At 59.8% G+C, this 15,091-nt stretch carries 17 protein-coding genes; 11 read left to right on the top strand and 6 right to left on the bottom strand.

Translation table 11 applies throughout. The annotated features are described in order from the left end of the window. Positions 1-502 precede the first annotated feature (502 nt). The 7 genes from ACY9XZ_RS19980 (at position 503) to ACY9XZ_RS19950 (ending at position 6,305) form a co-directional block, all read left to right on the top strand. Positions 503-1,177, top strand: a complete 675-nt coding sequence (locus ACY9XZ_RS19980; RefSeq protein WP_463458738.1) for a helix-turn-helix domain-containing protein — start codon at positions 503-505, stop codon at positions 1,175-1,177. Between the two features lie 120 nt (positions 1,178-1,297). Further along, complete coding sequence (locus ACY9XZ_RS19975) at positions 1,298-2,344, top strand: zinc-dependent alcohol dehydrogenase family protein (RefSeq protein ID WP_463458737.1); 1,047 nt, start codon at positions 1,298-1,300, stop codon at positions 2,342-2,344. A gap of 186 nt (positions 2,345-2,530) precedes the next feature. Further along, a complete protein-coding gene (locus ACY9XZ_RS19970; RefSeq protein WP_463458736.1) occupies positions 2,531-2,911 on the top strand; it encodes a cupin domain-containing protein in 381 nt (126 codons plus the stop codon). Between the two features lie 115 nt (positions 2,912-3,026). Next, positions 3,027-3,884, top strand: a complete 858-nt coding sequence (locus tag ACY9XZ_RS19965) for an aldo/keto reductase (RefSeq protein WP_463458735.1) — start codon at positions 3,027-3,029, stop codon at positions 3,882-3,884. A gap of 35 nt (positions 3,885-3,919) precedes the next feature. Continuing rightward, positions 3,920-4,594, top strand: coding sequence for a helix-turn-helix domain-containing protein (locus ACY9XZ_RS19960; RefSeq protein WP_463458734.1), 675 nt, complete (start codon positions 3,920-3,922; stop codon positions 4,592-4,594). A gap of 47 nt (positions 4,595-4,641) precedes the next feature. Then, positions 4,642-5,646 (top strand): aldo/keto reductase, encoded by a 1,005-nt coding sequence (locus ACY9XZ_RS19955; protein ID WP_463458733.1) that lies wholly within the window; start codon positions 4,642-4,644, stop codon positions 5,644-5,646. Positions 5,647-5,708: 62 nt separating this feature from the next. Further along, entirely contained in the window at positions 5,709-6,305 is a 597-nt protein-coding gene (locus ACY9XZ_RS19950) for an NAD(P)H-binding protein (RefSeq protein ID WP_463458732.1), read from the top strand. A 153-nt stretch (positions 6,306-6,458) separates the two neighbouring features. Here ACY9XZ_RS19950 and ACY9XZ_RS19945 read toward each other — a convergent pair whose 3' ends face one another. The 4 genes from ACY9XZ_RS19945 to ACY9XZ_RS19930 form a co-directional block, all read right to left on the bottom strand. Then, the gene (locus ACY9XZ_RS19945) at positions 6,459-7,001 is read right to left on the bottom strand and encodes a hypothetical protein (RefSeq protein ID WP_463458731.1); all 543 of its coding nucleotides are present in this window, start codon (positions 6,999-7,001) and stop codon (positions 6,459-6,461) included. Then, positions 6,998-7,462, bottom strand: a complete 465-nt coding sequence (locus tag ACY9XZ_RS19940; protein ID WP_188884125.1) for a hypothetical protein — start codon at positions 7,460-7,462, stop codon at positions 6,998-7,000. The genes ACY9XZ_RS19945 and ACY9XZ_RS19940 overlap by 4 nt, the downstream gene beginning before the upstream one ends. A gap of 197 nt (positions 7,463-7,659) precedes the next feature. Next, the gene (locus tag ACY9XZ_RS19935) at positions 7,660-7,791 is read right to left on the bottom strand and encodes a hypothetical protein (RefSeq protein ID WP_008458061.1); all 132 of its coding nucleotides are present in this window, start codon (positions 7,789-7,791) and stop codon (positions 7,660-7,662) included. Beyond that, positions 7,791-8,477, bottom strand: a complete 687-nt coding sequence (locus tag ACY9XZ_RS19930) for a DUF6166 domain-containing protein (RefSeq protein ID WP_463458730.1) — start codon at positions 8,475-8,477, stop codon at positions 7,791-7,793. The genes ACY9XZ_RS19935 and ACY9XZ_RS19930 overlap by 1 nt, the downstream gene beginning before the upstream one ends. A 117-nt stretch (positions 8,478-8,594) precedes the next feature. On the opposite strand from ACY9XZ_RS19930, the gene ACY9XZ_RS19925 reads away from it, so the two are divergent. Further along, positions 8,595-9,956 (top strand): restriction endonuclease, encoded by a 1,362-nt coding sequence (locus ACY9XZ_RS19925; RefSeq protein ID WP_463458729.1) that lies wholly within the window; start codon positions 8,595-8,597, stop codon positions 9,954-9,956. Positions 9,957-9,969: 13 nt separating this feature from the next. Here ACY9XZ_RS19925 and ACY9XZ_RS19920 read toward each other — a convergent pair whose 3' ends face one another. Then, positions 9,970-10,542, bottom strand: a complete 573-nt coding sequence (locus ACY9XZ_RS19920; protein WP_463458728.1) for a hypothetical protein — start codon at positions 10,540-10,542, stop codon at positions 9,970-9,972. Between the two features lie 102 nt (positions 10,543-10,644). Beyond that, a complete protein-coding gene (locus ACY9XZ_RS19915) occupies positions 10,645-11,388 on the bottom strand; it encodes an Lrp/AsnC family transcriptional regulator (protein WP_095637910.1) in 744 nt (247 codons plus the stop codon). Positions 11,389-11,808: 420 nt separating this feature from the next. On the opposite strand from ACY9XZ_RS19915, the gene ACY9XZ_RS19910 reads away from it, so the two are divergent. Genes ACY9XZ_RS19910 through ACY9XZ_RS19900 form a run of 3 tightly spaced genes read left to right on the top strand, consistent with a single transcriptional unit; the run spans position 11,809 to position 15,087 of the window. Further along, positions 11,809-12,264 (top strand): zinc ribbon domain-containing protein, encoded by a 456-nt coding sequence (locus tag ACY9XZ_RS19910; protein WP_463458727.1) that lies wholly within the window; start codon positions 11,809-11,811, stop codon positions 12,262-12,264. A 3-nt stretch (positions 12,265-12,267) separates the two neighbouring features. Further along, positions 12,268-12,687, top strand: a complete 420-nt coding sequence (locus tag ACY9XZ_RS19905) for a universal stress protein (RefSeq protein ID WP_463458726.1) — start codon at positions 12,268-12,270, stop codon at positions 12,685-12,687. 60 nt (positions 12,688-12,747) lie between these two features. Next, entirely contained in the window at positions 12,748-15,087 is a 2,340-nt protein-coding gene (locus ACY9XZ_RS19900) for an amino acid permease (RefSeq protein WP_463458725.1), read from the top strand. The last annotated feature ends 4 nt before the right edge of the window (positions 15,088-15,091 follow it).

Below are 15,091 nucleotides of genomic sequence, written 5' to 3'. Positions count from 1 at the left end.
TCGGCGAAGGTCACAGGGTCTGCATCCCCGTGTCGCTCTCGATACCACTCTGGTAGTTCGGTGTCGGTACGTCCATCGACGCCAGCGAAGAAGGTTCTGGACTCGGGATCTTTCATCTCGGTCACCTCACTTCAGGAATCCTCGTCGACGTGCGACTGCATCGTCTCGCGCCCTGCGCCCCTCTCCCGGGCGCAAAAACAACACCGCGTTAACCAACGCTCTCCCTTGAACCCGCCAATCGTTGGTTAATCAGGTTCTTCGCTGAGAGGCTCTAAAAACCGCTCGAAATGAAGCTGGATGGCCATCTGTCAGAGAGCACTCCTGTTTTTGGAGGATTATCAGCTTGCCTCTGAACCAAAGGATAGTTCGAGGTGGCTACCCCTTCAACCAGCCCGAAACAGGGTCGCATATCTCGCGGCGCTACCGTAGCTAGCCCATCACCAAATTGTTCTATCTGGGTGGACCCAGAAGGTTAACTGTACAGACAGCGTATCTCTCTATAATGACGATCACGACTGAGTTCGTTCTGCGGTCGTCCTCGCTACCGCTCGTCAGTATCCCGGAGACACTGCAACCGGACGAAATTGAGTGCATTCACGCCCTCTGTCTCCAGCCGGACGTGCAGATATTCACCGTTCAATTCGACCACGACGATGACATCTCCGAGGAAGACTTGCTAGCTCTCGACGATGTCGTGGAGGTGGATTCGGTGGGAGAAACAAGCGAGAAGGCAGTCTACAAGCTCACTGTCGAACTGGAAGAATCCGTCTCGCAAGCGTTCGCGCCCGATTTCGAGGGCGCACAGCTTGACCCGACGATCATCACGCCGGAGGGCTGGCACGAGACGAAGGTTTTCAAGGAGTACGAAGAGTTCAACGACTTCCGGAAGAGTTGTGAGAGTCACGGTATTTCGCTCGACCTTGTCTCGATTTCCTCCGAGCCGTCTGCGTCAGAGGATTCATCCCAGGATGGTCTCACCGATCGGCAGCGCGAGGCCCTCACACTCGCTATCTCTCGCGGCTATTACGAGAGTCCACGCCGGGTCACAGCCGAAGAACTCGCCGAGGAACTCGGAATCTCACAGCCGTCGCTATCAAGTCTCCTCCGTCGTGGAGAACAACAGCTCATCACATCATCCCTCGGCTCTCAAGTTCACCTACCTACGCCGTCCAACTAGATCAATCCAGATCTGTGGTTCGTCGAGACGGCTCCTCTCTCAACTTCTCTTGAGTACTTAAACGCCTTTCTGGATAGCACCAGCCCCATGCCGTAAAGGCTCCCACAATAGAGTGTACTCATGAAGGCAGCAGTCTACCGAGGTCCGGGCGATATCCGTGTCGAAGAAAAACCTGAGCCAGAAATCGAGAAACCGACAGACGCAGTCATCCGGGTTACCCATACCGCAGTATGCGGATCCGACCTCTGGTTCTACCGAGGCGAGGAAGACCACGAACCCGGTGTCTCTGTCGGCCACGAGCCGATGGGAATCGTCGAAGAAGTGGGTGAAGACGTCCGTAACGTCGAGCCGGGCGACCGCGTGCTTGCCCCGTTCGCGATTAGTTGCGGGGAATGCGAGTTCTGCCGGAAAGGAATTCACACGTCCTGTGTGAACGGTGGATTCTGGGGACCAGACGGTGAGACCGGTGGCGCACAGGCCGAGAAGCTTCGCGCCCCGCTTGCTAACGGGACGCTCGTTCGCGTTCCCGACCGCTACGCCGACGACAAGGACGTCCTCGAATCCCTCCTCCCGCTGACGGACGTGATGGCAACGGGTCATCACGCCGCTGTCTGTGCGGACGTCGAGGCAGGAGATACCGCAGTAGTCGTTGGTGACGGTGCGGTCGGGCTGTGTGGTGTTCTCGCAGCGAAGCGCCTCGGAGCGGAGCGGATTATTGCGATGGGGCACCACGAGGATCGTCTCGAAATTGCCCGTGATTTCGGCGCGACCGAAGTCGTCTCCAGTCGCGGCCAGGAGGCTGTCGAAGAAGTTCAGGAACTCACGTACGGCGGGGCAAATCACGTCCTCGAATGCGTCGGTGCAGAGTCTTCGTTGGAAACCGCTGCTCAGGTGGCTCGTCCCGGTGGAACTGTCGGGTATGTCGGCGTTCCGCACGTCGGGTCTGCTGACTTCGTCCAGCCGCTGTTCTTCAAGAACGTTTCATTTAACGGCGGTGGCGCTCCCGTGCGAAACTACATCGATGACCTCATGGAAGACGTACTTCAGGGCACTCTCGATCCGTCTCCGATCTTCACGAAGACCGTCGATCTCGACAACGTTCCCGAGGGGTACGAGGCAATGGATGAGCGGGAGGCAATCAAGACGCTGGTGAAGATCGAAGAGTAAAGAGTCAGGATCGAATTCTATCAGGGGTTCTTGTTTTCGGCTCGTACTGTCGTTTGAGATGTTTTCGCTGGTGGTCAAGAACGTCCCTCTCTCCAAAGGAGAGTCTGCGTCAGATACAGTCGCTTAAACAGGCTTTCTTGATAGCATCGTTCTGAAGGAATTGACCGCGTCAATCATAGATGAGCTATGGATGTGACGAACCTTCCGTCCGCAAGTCGAGAGGAATCCGACCACCCGGTACAAGAGGGCTCACCGCTCGTATCTGCAGGGGTCGAAAGTCCGTTTGACGAGACCAGTGTCACCGCTGCAGAAGTGACCTTTCGGCCGGGAGAGCGAACCAAGTTCCATGCCCACGCCGGCGTCCAGATTCTCTACGTCACCGCCGGTGTTGGGATGGTCGGCAATCGTAAGGGTGAACAAGAGGTATCTGAGGGGGATCTTATCGTCTTTGACCCTGGCGAGGAACACTGGCACGGCACCGCTGAAGATGCTGACGAGCCATTCAGTCACGTATACTTCCTCGCGGAGCCGGACGACGGCGAACTAACTATTCAAGAAGCTCCGTAGATGGAAGACACGCCGATCGACTTGACCGAGTTGGGGAGGAGATGACTTAAATACGCTTTCTAAATAGGACTGGAGTTAATCGATAGGAGGGGTTGGTTTACATTGAGTACAAATCATGGATTATCCGACCGTCGAACTCAACAACGGCGTAGAGATGCCCATTCTGGGCTTCGGCACGTATCAGATAGACGACCTCGATGTGTGCGAGCAGAGCGTCTCTGAGGCGCTGGATACCGGCTATCGGCTGGTCGACACCGCAGGAGCCTACCAGAACGAAGAGGCCGTCGGCAGCGCAATCGAGAACAGCGACGTCCCAAGAGAGGACATCTTCGTCACGACAAAGCTCTGGGTTCAAGACGCCGGCTACAAGAGCACGAAAGAGGCGTTCGAACGGTCACTTGACCGACTGGGCCTCGACTATCTAGACCTGTACCTGATCCACCAGCCGTTCGGCGACGTCCACGGGTCGTGGCAGGCCATGGAGGACCTCTACGACGAAGACAAGGTCAGGGCAATCGGTGTCAGCAACTTCCACCCCGACCGCGTGATGGACCTGATCGTCCACAACGACGTTGTCCCCGCGGTCAACCAGATCGAAACTCATCCATTCTACCAGCGTACAGAGGACGCAGAGTTCCTCAACGAGTACGACATCCAGCACCAGTCCTGGGGGCCGTTCGCTGAGGGGCAGAACAACATCTTCGAGCACGATGTCCTGACGTCGATTGGCGACCAGTACGGCAAGACGGCCGCTCAGGTAGTGCTTCGCTGGCTGATTCAGCGCGATGTCATTGCAATTCCGAAATCTGTCCACGAGGAGCGAATCACGGAGAATTTCGATGTCTTCGACTTCGAATTGAGTTCCGAAGACATGGAGAAAATCTCGGGCCTGAACGAAGGTGAGAGCCTGTTCTTCAGCCACCGCGACCCGGAGATGGTGAAACAACTGAGCGAGGTCGAATACGACATCTAACCCACTCGCCCCATCTCCCACCGCAGCACCTCACTATGACGATTACCACCAACCTCCATCTCAGCTCGCCGTCGCTGCCCCTCGTCAGTATCGCCGAAGCTACTCATGCCGGCGAAATCGAGTGTATACACGGACTCAGCCTCCAGCCGGACCGCCAGCTGTTCATCATCCAAATCGACACCGGGGAAGACCTGTCCGAAGAGCGTCTCGTGACGCTCGACGAAGTGGTCGAGGTGACGACACTCGGGCAGTCGAGCGGGAAGACGATCTTCAAACTGACTGTCGAGCTCAACGAGAAGATTGCGGACGCGTTCGACGGGAGCACCGATGGAGCGTTGATGGATTCGATACTCGTCACCTCGGAGGGGTGGTACGAGGAGAAGCTCTTCAAGGACTACACCGCGCTTAAGGAATTTCAATCGACGTGCGAGGAGAACGGTATTTCAATCGAGATCGTCGCTCTCACCCACGATTCGATGTCCTTCGAGGACGACTCACCGTACGGATTGACAGAGCGACAGCACGAAGCACTGTCCCTCGCACTCTCCCGTGGCTACTACGAACGGCCACGCAAGACCACCGCCGAGGAACTCGCGGATGAACTCGGTATCTCACAACCTTCCATGTCGGATCTCCTCCGTCGGGGTGAGCGCCAACTGCTCACTGCAACGCTCGACTCACGCGGGTACATAAAGACGCTTTCCAGATAGTATCGAACCCAAGTGAGTCGCACTCATTTCTCTTTCTGTCTCTAACCATGGAATACACAACCCTCGGTTCGACCGGAATGGAAGTCAGCCGTATCTGTCTCGGCGGCATGAGCTTCGGGTCGAATGAGCATCACGAGTGGGCCCTCGACGAGGAGGACTCGCGCGAGATCATCGAACGAGCGATTGACCTCGGGATCAACTTCTTCGACACCGCGAACGCGTACTCGAACGGACGGTCCGAGGAGATAATTGGGGATGTCCTCTTGGAGTACGACCGCGACGAGCAGGTCGTTGCGACGAAGGGGTTCTTCCCCACGAATCTCATGTCGGACGAGGATGAACCCCATCCGAACGCGTCCGGGCTCTCTCGGAAGGCCATCGAGCAGGAACTCCAGAACTCTCTGGACCGGTTGGGGATGGACACCATTGACCTCTATCAGATTCACCGTTGGGACTACGACACACCCATCGAGCAGACACTGCGCGCACTTGACGACGCGGTCCGCCGCAACCAGATCCGGTACATTGGGGCGTCGTCGATGTGGGCACACCAATTCCAAGACGCGTTACATACCAGCGACCGTCTTGGCCTCGAGCGGTTTGCGACGATGCAGAACCACTACAACCTCTTCTACCGCGAGGAAGAGCGGGAGATGCTTCCACTCTGTCGGAAGGAAGGAATTGGTTGTATGCCGTGGAGCCCGCTGGCTAGAGGATACGGGGCTCGTCCCCACGAAGAATACGAATCGACCGAACGAGGGAGTAACGATGCAGACTCCTGGAGCGACCGGTTAGCGATCTATCGAGCGGGTGGTGGCGGCGAAATCAACAATCGGATTGAGGAACTCGCCGAGGAGAAAGGCGTGACGATGGCGCAGATCTCGCTAGCTTGGTTACTGCAGCAGGATGCTGTCGATGCACCGATCGTTGGCACGACGAGCGTCGAACACCTAGAGGACGCCGTCGAAGCACTCGATATTGATCTCTCGGACTCGGATATCGAGTACCTCGAAGAGCCGTACGAACCGGTGCCGGTCGAAGGGCACGAGTAGTCCTGTATCTCTCCGTTTCGAGAGCGCGTAAAGCCCTCTTTACACGGCACTCAAATCTCATAATGACCAACGTTCTCATCCTCGGCGCTCACGGACAAATCGCACGTATCGCAACTGAACTCTTCCTCGAAGAGACGGATGTCGAGCTCACCCTCTACCTCCGTCGCGCCGAGCGTCTCAGCGCGCTCCGCGATCACGACCGCGTTCAGCTCGTTGAAGGTGATGTCTTCGACCAGGACACGCTCAAAGCGGCGATGGAAGGGCAAGACGTCGTCTACGCGAACCTCGCAGGCGATCTCGGTGATCAGGCCCGCGTAATCACGGAGACGATGGAAGAACTCGGCCTCAAACGCCTGATTTTTGTCACCTCTATGGGGATCTACGATGAAGCCTCGGGCGAGAGTTTTGGCAGTGTTCTCGACCCCTACCGTGATGCAGCCGACGTGATCGAGGGATCGGATCTCGACTACACGATTCTCAGGCCGGCATGGCTCAACGACCGAGATGAGATCGACTACGGGACGACCGAGAAGGGCGAGGCGTTCAAAAATCCCTCTGCGGAGGTGTCACGCAAGAGCGTGGCTGATCTCGTAGTGAAGCTTGCGACCACACCTGGACTCGGAATTCAGGAAAGCCTCGGCGTCCACAAACCATCGTAGGCGGACCGCTCTGAGCGTATTAGATTGAAGTCGCTCTCACATCACATAGGGCGACCATCGCAAGGGCATCTATATTAACCAACGTCCAGCGTAAGAAGTGGCTGATTGTTGGTTAACCTGGTCCCTAGTTAGTGGGGGAACACGGCTCTGTCTCTACTTGGTGTTAGGGCGTCGACGCCGGACCTGCTCAGGATTTGGAACCCAGGGGTGTGCTTCCCAGCAATGCCGAGCGTGACTATGCGGTGAGTCGAACTCTCTACTACAGGATCCACACTCGTAGGTGGCATCGGGCCAAGGCTCGCTGACGAACATCGCTGTCACCGTCGTCGCCACCGGCTCGGGGGCCTCGCTCCGCGTAACGTACCTGTAGCCGAGAACCGTCCGTTGCCCCATCGCTGTTCGGGCGATCTCGGTTGGCTTGTCCTCGGGGAGATACACCCAGCGAACGAAGTCGTCGACCGATTTCTTGGCTGAGGGCTGGAGGATGAACCATCGCTCGTGGTCATCTCGGAACAGGTAGCGTTCGGTCCCCCTGTTTTGGAGGTATATTGGGTCACCCCTGCCGGGAACGAGCTGTAGTCCGAGCGACGGCGATACCGGTTTCAAAAGCTGGTCAACGACCGATGGGCCGTCATCTGTCCGGCAAGCCGAATCAGCCTCCGCTACGAATTCATCGAGACTGGCATTCGTGGTCACGGGGACCACCTCCCGAGTGAGGCCTGTTCCCGGTCGGACTCAGCTGGAACTTCGCAGAGAAACCGCCACTTTGGCTGCTCTCGGATCTGCTTATCGGGGCGATTTCCTGCTTGGCCGGGATCCGTTTTACCGGCACAGTGCCAGCCCTTGTCTCTGAGCGCTTTGATCATCGAGCCGTCGAAGTCGGCTCGCACGAACGTCAGCAGGAGCCGAACGCCTCGTCGCCGACCGTGCCGACGCACGAACTGTTCCATCGACCGGGCGAGGGCGGCAGAGGCGAGATTGGGGAAATCGACGCCGATGCAAATCCGTGCTGCCTCGACGATTTCGTCGCCCTCGAATCGCGTCCCGTCGTACTCCAGCGAGCGAATCAGCGGATAGCGCCACGTAATCGCACCTAGTAGCTGGTTCTGGTAACAGAGTCCGTGATGGACGAGATTCGTCCGGGGGACATCGTCCATATAGGAGTGATGTGCTTCGTAGATCGCGCCGGCGACATGGCGCGGGATCGATTCGATATGGACGCGCTCTGCGAACCGCAAACCGAGCGGCGCCGTGACCGGCTGGCCTTCCCGATGGATGGGACACGAGCACCCCTCGGGGGTAGGCGTATATTGGAAGCCGGTACTCCGTATTAGGTCTAGAGAGTGAGTTTCGATCACGAGTCGGTGTCGTCGGTGCGCTCCTGTCGGTCGTTGTATCGCTCCAGTTCGCGCCCGATTTTCTCAAGCGCCTCGACACCACGTTCGAGGAGCTGGTGGGTGGCTCGCGCCAGCCGAAGCGTCTCCATCAGTGCTCCCCCTCCGGGGGCTCGATGAGGTTGTTGCTCTCTTCTGCAAGTTCCTGGATCACCCGTTCTACGTCAGCCTCCTCGGTAACCATCCGATGTGCGAGCGGGGCTGGATATGCTCGGTCACCCTGGCTGCAGAGCACGACCAGCCACTCGTCGCTTCCATCCCCGAGTACGATGTAGTGGTCGCGATCAGCGCGCTGGAAGACCCGCCGGTCCGGGCGAGAGACGGTTCGCCAGTTCTCGGGAAGCGACGGTGACGGCCGTCCGCCGTCCGCGAGCGCGACGACGTCGTCGGTAAGGGTCGCCATTGCGGTGTCGATCTCCTCGCCAGTGAGGTGCCAGCACGCCACTGCACCGTCGCACTCCAGCTGTGAGACCACCTGATTCCGGAACGCGATGTAGTGCTCACGGGCGAACTGTTCATCGTCGTAGTAGTCGAGGAGGAGCGCGCACGCGAGCTGGGCGGGCCCGCTACCACTGTACCCCCACTCGAACCCGCTCGGACTGTGGTTGACGAGGTCGAGACTGCCCTCGAGGGAGAGTCGCCGATGCTCCGAGAGGTTCAGCACGACGGCTTGGCCGTCGACGCGGAAGCCGACGTACTCGACTGCGTCTCGGTGAGACTGACCGGGCGATGCGACTGGAACCGATTCCGAACTTGCTACAGGTACATTCCCGTTCATCGTTGCTCGCGGGCGGTTCGGTGACCCCCGCACCCCTCTCTGGGGTTCAACAAACAGGACGGCGTAGCGTTCGGCAACGTATTTGGCAGTTGCAACGTACTGTCCACATAATTGAGGATGGCTGTACTGGACGATCTCTCGGGGTTCGAGTTCGAAGACGTGATGGAGGACGTGTTCCGGAACCTCGGCTACGAGAACGTCCGCCAGGCCGACCGCACGGCTGACGAGGGTCGCGACGTCATCATGGAGGAGGTCGTCGACGGCACGCGGCGTGCGATCATCGTCGAGTGCAAGCACACGGGGACGGTCGGACGGCCGGTCGTCCAGAAGCTCCACTCGGCGATCGCGACGTTCGACTTCGACGGCCCCAAACGCGGGATGGTCGTCACGACCGGCCGGTTCACGAATCCCGCCCAGGAGTACGCCGACCGCCTCCAGCAGAACGACGATCCCCATCCAATCGAGTTGCTCGATGGCGAGGACCTCCGGGAGATCGCCGACGAGATCGGCCTCGACCTCTACAACGGTCGCATCGAGATTCTCTGCGACGAGACGCTCCGCCCGCACGACCCGGCCGCCGACGTCGACGCGCCCGTCATGGAGGCGTTCCGCGATATCGAGAACATCGAGGCTGCCGATCTCCCAGAACGGCATTCGGCGGTGACGTTCCGCCCGGTGGTCGCGGTCACCGCGGACACGAACGCCGTCTTCGAGACGTCTGTGGGCGTCATCCACCGGATCAACGACCGGACGCGATTCGTGGCCCACGCCGAACGCGGGCAGCCGCAGGTCGTCGACGAGGATGTCGCGACGCTGGTCACCGAGAACCTCCACGCGACGGTCGACCTCGACGCCGAGCAGTTCGCGGAGGTGTTCGACGACGTCGAGGAGCGCCGGTTCGGGCAGACCCAAACGGAGTATAAGGAGTGGGCCGTCGAGCGACTCCAGCAGCACCACACGACGACGGTGACCTACACGGGCGACAACAACGTCACGTACAACAAGACCTGCGAGCCGAACCGCTCGGACATCTCTGTCCAGTCGATCGAACCAGTGTACCTCCCCGAGGTTCGACAGACGACCGAGCTCCAGGAGTACACCTACCCCTACGAGTACTACGCGGCAGGCCCGTCACGAGTGACCGCCGAGGACGGCATCCATCAGTGCGTCCACTGTGACACGAGCGGCGACGAGACGTACACCTACTGTCCGAACTGCGGGGCAATCGCCTGCACCAGCCACACCAAAACGGAGCGGCTCGAAGGCGAACCGGTCTGTACGGGCTGTGCGGTGACCGAACGGTTTGCGCTGAAGACGAAGTACTTCTACGACGAGGAGAACCTCGAAGCGTTCCGCGAGGAGTACGCCGACATGCCCCTCCACGAGAAAGCGATGGCGAACAAGTGGCTGGTCGGTGGGAGCGTGGTCGCGACGCTGCTGCTCGTCGTCGGACTACTCGTCATCGGCGGCATCATCTGAGCGGGCTCGGTGTTTACGCCGCCTCAGCGACCAGCTCTTCGAGCGCGTGCTCAAGCGGGCCGTGGAACTGCCAGCTAGCCCGCTCGAAGGCTTCCTCGGTTGGGCCATCCCACCGGGGGAACGCAGAGTGACTGCTCACTTTGACCGTCCACTCGGACGGCTCCTCGAACGGGTTCCGGGTCGGGAGCTCGACGACGTAGAGGAACTCTTCGTCGCCGTGGATGCCGTCGGCCGGATTCTCGACACCGTGTCCGAGCAGGAACAGCGGCTGGTCAAGATGCTCCATATTGTCCGGCTCGAGGAGATCCGCTGGCTGTGTTGCGTCGATTGTTCGATCTGCGTCACCATCCAGATACAGGTCGACTGTCGAGAGCTTGTCTAGGAACACGAACGACGCTGCCGTGTACCCCGGTCCTCGCTCGGCACGAGTCGCGTCGAGAAGTTCCTTCAACTGCGCAAGATCGCGAAGCACGCTCTCCGGGTAGCCGTCCGAATGTCGGTACACTTGTGCGACGCGGTCATTATCGGTTGGTTCGCCGTCCTGGTCCACTCGTTCGACGAATCTGAGTTGACTCCGTGTCGACATCGATCATCGCCGGCACGTGTGCGCCGGCACCCATCGCCGGCGCCAGAAAAACAGTCACTGACGCGAACCATCGAGCCCGCCCGCGAACCCTCAGCTCCTGTCTTAGTCCCCAGTGAAGGCTTCGAGTGTCTCTTCAGTTACTCCTGAGCGTGAATGGATCGTGACGAAATCGTCCTCCTTGATCAACGTCTCTCCCGTTGGGGTGATGGTCCCCTCGTCACGGTTGATCCGGACGACAAGCACATCGGAGGGGATGAGCTCCTCTTCGTTCGCTTCCTGGAGCGTTTTCCCGGCGATTGGAGCCTCCTCTCGCACGATGATTTCGACGACATCGGCGTCGCCCGCAAGCCCCGCGACGCCGGTCACTGGTGAGGCTCCTTCTTCGTCGCGGGGCCCGAATGGGGCGTACGGGCGGAAGTATTCTCTGTGAACTAGGTCCTCGTCGTCGATCTCGATTCCGAGTGACGTGATTCCCTGCGCAATACGCGTGAGGTCGTCGGTATCTGTCCCGACGACCGTAATCCGGAGGTCGCCTTTTCCGGACATGATCTCTCGGACGTTGATCACGCCCGGGATATCGAGAACGCGTTGAGCCATCTCCTCGCGGTCCCGATTCCCTGTACTACAGACGTAGTGATTGGTTAGCCGTCCACCGACCTTTTGATAATCGATGTCGGCGTGGTAGCCTCGAATCACCCCTTCTTTCTCGAGGCGTCGGATCCGGTTTCGCACCGTCGGTGCCGAGACGTCGACTTTCTCTGCGATATCCGGTGCAGAGGTGTGACGGGCCTCCTGGGACAGATAATACAGGATTTGCTCGTCGACTGAATCGATTTGAACGGGCATATTTATACAACGCGATTGACTCCACAGGCTCTTTTATATTACCGTTACGTGACTGTTTGAGTTCTCGGTGGACGTTCTTATTGCGCCCCTCTGTATCTTCCCTTCAACTACGAAAATTCTGTGGGAGAGGCCCTAAGGCCGCTACCGAACGAATAGAAAACAAACTGCGTAGATAATACGCTATCGTTTGCTAATACCGAGATTATTTATTGGTTCGCAATATGACTTCGTATATGACTTCAGAGACCACCTTCACCGCGCCAGCAACCAGTGTGAATTCGCTGAGTGATTCGGGGAAGCGAACGGTCCGTCGGAATCCCTGTCGGAGATCCGGATTCAAACGATTTCCGTCGGGTCCCTCGACTGAATGGGCACGCAAACCGGATGACTTCGCAGCTCCCCCCAGACGGAGGTAAGACGATGGGGAACTCGAATGGAGAGCCCACGCCACCGGACGATCTCTCCGAGGCGTTGATTCAGCGGATCGACGCACTGGAGCTCCCGGAATTGAAATCTCTCCTGTCGTACGTTGAGCAGCGCATCGACGCGCTACGAACGCCGATCGAAGAAGAAATCGAGGCGAACGCGGCAGGGGAGATCCTCGACATCGAGAATCACGGTGCCTACGCCATCGTTCGAAAGCACCCACCCGACCCGGATGGTGAGGGCGTGGATGCCGAGATCACTTCCCTCTATCACGTCCGACGGGAGCCCCAGCTCGACGGCACGGAATCACTGCACTGGGCGTATCTCGGAGACGTCCACAATAACGTGCAGACCCGGTGTGAAACATGCGGACGAACGCTCGACGAAGACGTCGATAGCTGCGCGCATTGTGGCAGCGACGACGTCGACCATTCTGACACGGAGGAATAAGATATGCCAGATTCACTCACAGCACATCTCGTTGTCCCGGTTGTGGACGAAGCGGATGCACGAGAAACCGCGCGGGCGCTCGACGCGTACGAATACGACCGCGTAACTGTCGTTCACGTCATCGAGAAAGGGGAGGGGGTTCCCGACAAGATTCCCGTCGAACAGGCCGAGCAACGGGCAGCGGACGCGTTCGCGGCGTTTCGGGGGGTCATTCCCGAGGCCGAGACGGAAACCGCCTACCGTCGGGACGTGGTCGGCGCCATCATCGACGTCGCGGCTGATGTGGACGCCAGCGCGATTGCCTTCCGCCCCCGAGGCGGGAGCCGGATCGTCAAATTCCTGTCCGGAGACACAGCGTTGAAGCTGGTCACCGACGCTGACCGCCCAGTCATCGCACTCCCAGACGAGGACGATACCGAATGATGGTCGATACAGCACGCGTTCTCACGCCCGGAGCGACGGCCACGACGGAGGTGACTGTCGATGAGTGAAACCGATCAGGAGCTCGCCCGCGACCTCGGTTTCCTCGAGGCGTACACGATCGGCCTGGGAACGATGATCGGAGCGGGGATTTTCGTCCTCCCGAGCATCGCTGCCCAGCAAGCAGGTCCGGCCAGTATGATTTCGTTTTTCGCCGGTGGGATCGTCTCGTTGCTGGCCGCACTCTCCCTCTCGGAGCTGGCGACGGGGATGCCGAAGGCTGGCGGGAGCTACTACTACGTCAACCGCGCCCTCGGGCCGTTCTTCGGGAGTATCGTCGGCTGGGGGATGTGGGCCGGACTCACCTTCGCGTCGGCGTTCTACATGATCGGCTTCGGTCAGTATCTCCTCCCCGGCCTCGGCCAGTACATTGGCTTCCTCGCTGGCTGGGGGCAGCTCGGAATCACTGTTGCTGCCCTCGTGATGGCGGCGCTCCTGACCGCGGTCAACTACTACGGCGTCAAGGAGACCGGCTCGCTGCAGAACGTCATCGTCCTCACGCTCGTCGGCCTCATCGTCGCGTTCCTCGCGCTGGGCTTCATCAGTGGCCCGACCATCGGGGAGTTCAATCCGAACGGGTGGCCGGCGGTCGCGGCGACCATCGGGACTGTGTACGTGACGTTCATCGGGTTCGAGGTTATCGCGACCAGCGCCGAGGAGATCAAGAACCCGAGTCGAAACCTTCCGCTTGCGATGATCGCGTCGGTGGTGACGCCGACGCTGATGTACGTCGGTGTGATGTTCGTCTCGACGGGCACCCTGTCGATAGACGCACTCGCGACCTCCGAGGTCCCGGTGGCCGACGTTGCAACCGAATTCATGGGGTCGATAGGCGCGCTCGCGATGATTGTCGGTGCGGTCCTCGCGACAGTCTCGAGTGCGAACGCGAGCATCCTGTCGGCCGCCCGGGTCAACTTCGCGATGGGACGGGACCGGATTCTCGTCAACTGGCTCAACGAGGTCCACGAACGGTTCCGAACGCCCTACCGGGCCATCTCGGCGACGGGGATCATCACGCTCGTGCTGATCGCCATCGGCGTCGGGATCGGGACGCTCGCCGAGGTGGCGAGTTTCATGTACCTCGTCACGTACGCCCTCGTGCACGTCACTGTGGTCGTGTTGCGCCGGGCGAATCCGGAGGCGTACGACCCGGCGTTCCAGATTCCGTCGGTCCTGTATCCAGTCGTCCCGATCGTCGGAATGCTGTCGTGTTTGGCCGTCCTCTTTCAGATGTCGGTCGAGTTCGTCCCGACTGTCGTCACGTTCGGGCCGGTCGAACTCGCCCTACCCGTTACGCCGACACCGGTCGGTGCGATCGGGACGGTACTCGTCGCCTTCGGCATCGCCTGGTACTACCTCTACGCGCGGGACCGAGCCCTGAGCGAGAGTCTCGTCGGCGAGGCGATTGCGCCCGAACCGACGGCGGTCGCCAACGGTGACGACCGCTACCGTGTGGTGGTTCCGGTCGCGAACCCGGAGACGGAGCAAGACTTGCTCCGGATGGCCGCGGCCAGCGCGCATGCCCACGAAGACGAGAACGCCGAGGTCATCGCCGTGAACGTCATCGAAGTTCCCCGCCAGACGTCGCTCTCGCAGGACCTCGAATTCGAAGAGGAGCGGGTCGAACGGCAGCAGGAACTGCTGGACTCCGCTCGCGATATCGCCGCCGACCTCGATATCGGCCTGCAGACGCGGGCGATCGTCGGTCGCAATGCTGGCTCAGTCATTCTGGATGTCATCGAGGAGGAGAACGCGGATCACGTCCTCCTCGGCTGGCAAGGAACCCGAAGTCGTCGAGAGCACGTCCTCGGATCCACAATCGATCCCGTCATCGGACGCGCACCCTGTGATGCGACGCTCGTGAAACTCGGCACCGAAGGTGAGCGTGGCGAGGGTGACATTATGGTTCTCGCAGGAGAGGGGCCACACGCGCCGATTGCGGCCCGGCGAGCGTCGGAGTTCGTCGCAGCGGCCGACGACGCCTCGCTGACGCTGCTCAACGTACAGTCGCCGGAAACCGATACTGACGATGAGGGCTCCCCCACCGAGCGCGGTGAAGCGGTAATCGAGGAGCTAGCTGAACGCGCAGGAATTCAATATATGTCCTACGAGACCGAGATCAGAGTTGCTGAGGATACCGAACAGACGATTCTGGAAGCGGCGGCGGAATACGATACGATCTGCGTTGGGGCGACTCGCTCCGGCGCGATTTCACAGGCTGTGTTCGGGTCGCTCTCGGAGACGATCGGCGAAGAAGTAGACAAGACGGTCGTGATGGCTCGCGGACCGGAGGAGTCGGCGATGTCGGTCCGTGAAGCGCTCCTGCGGCGACTGGAGGTGTAACCTA

It is taken from the genome of Haloarcula sp. HT12 (assembly GCF_055271655.1).
The sequence above is the reverse complement of the archived record's forward strand: the minus strand, read 5'-3'. Positions and strand labels throughout refer to the sequence as shown.

Excerpts from the sequence above, each read along its gene's own strand:
- ACY9XZ_RS19980 (WP_463458738.1), top strand. The coding sequence starts at position 503 with ATGACGATCACGACTGAGTTCGTTCTGCGGTCGTCCTCGCTACCGCTC.
- ACY9XZ_RS19975 (WP_463458737.1), top strand. The coding sequence starts at position 1,298 with ATGAAGGCAGCAGTCTACCGAGGTCCGGGCGATATCCGTGTCGAAGAA.
- ACY9XZ_RS19970 (WP_463458736.1), top strand. The coding sequence starts at position 2,531 with ATGGATGTGACGAACCTTCCGTCCGCAAGTCGAGAGGAATCCGACCAC.
- ACY9XZ_RS19965 (WP_463458735.1), top strand. The coding sequence starts at position 3,027 with ATGGATTATCCGACCGTCGAACTCAACAACGGCGTAGAGATGCCCATT.
- ACY9XZ_RS19960 (WP_463458734.1), top strand. The coding sequence starts at position 3,920 with ATGACGATTACCACCAACCTCCATCTCAGCTCGCCGTCGCTGCCCCTC.
- ACY9XZ_RS19955 (WP_463458733.1), top strand. The coding sequence starts at position 4,642 with ATGGAATACACAACCCTCGGTTCGACCGGAATGGAAGTCAGCCGTATC.
- ACY9XZ_RS19950 (WP_463458732.1), top strand. The coding sequence starts at position 5,709 with ATGACCAACGTTCTCATCCTCGGCGCTCACGGACAAATCGCACGTATC.
- ACY9XZ_RS19940 (WP_188884125.1), bottom strand. The coding sequence starts at position 7,462 with ATGGACGATGTCCCCCGGACGAATCTCGTCCATCACGGACTCTGTTAC.
- ACY9XZ_RS19935 (WP_008458061.1), bottom strand. The coding sequence starts at position 7,791 with ATGGAGACGCTTCGGCTGGCGCGAGCCACCCACCAGCTCCTCGAACGT.
- ACY9XZ_RS19930 (WP_463458730.1), bottom strand. The coding sequence starts at position 8,477 with ATGAACGGGAATGTACCTGTAGCAAGTTCGGAATCGGTTCCAGTCGCA.
- ACY9XZ_RS19925 (WP_463458729.1), top strand. The coding sequence starts at position 8,595 with ATGGCTGTACTGGACGATCTCTCGGGGTTCGAGTTCGAAGACGTGATG.
- ACY9XZ_RS19920 (WP_463458728.1), bottom strand. The coding sequence starts at position 10,542 with ATGTCGACACGGAGTCAACTCAGATTCGTCGAACGAGTGGACCAGGAC.
- ACY9XZ_RS19915 (WP_095637910.1), bottom strand. The coding sequence starts at position 11,388 with ATGCCCGTTCAAATCGATTCAGTCGACGAGCAAATCCTGTATTATCTG.
- ACY9XZ_RS19910 (WP_463458727.1), top strand. The coding sequence starts at position 11,809 with ATGGGGAACTCGAATGGAGAGCCCACGCCACCGGACGATCTCTCCGAG.
- ACY9XZ_RS19905 (WP_463458726.1), top strand. The coding sequence starts at position 12,268 with ATGCCAGATTCACTCACAGCACATCTCGTTGTCCCGGTTGTGGACGAA.
- ACY9XZ_RS19900 (WP_463458725.1), top strand. The coding sequence starts at position 12,748 with ATGAGTGAAACCGATCAGGAGCTCGCCCGCGACCTCGGTTTCCTCGAG.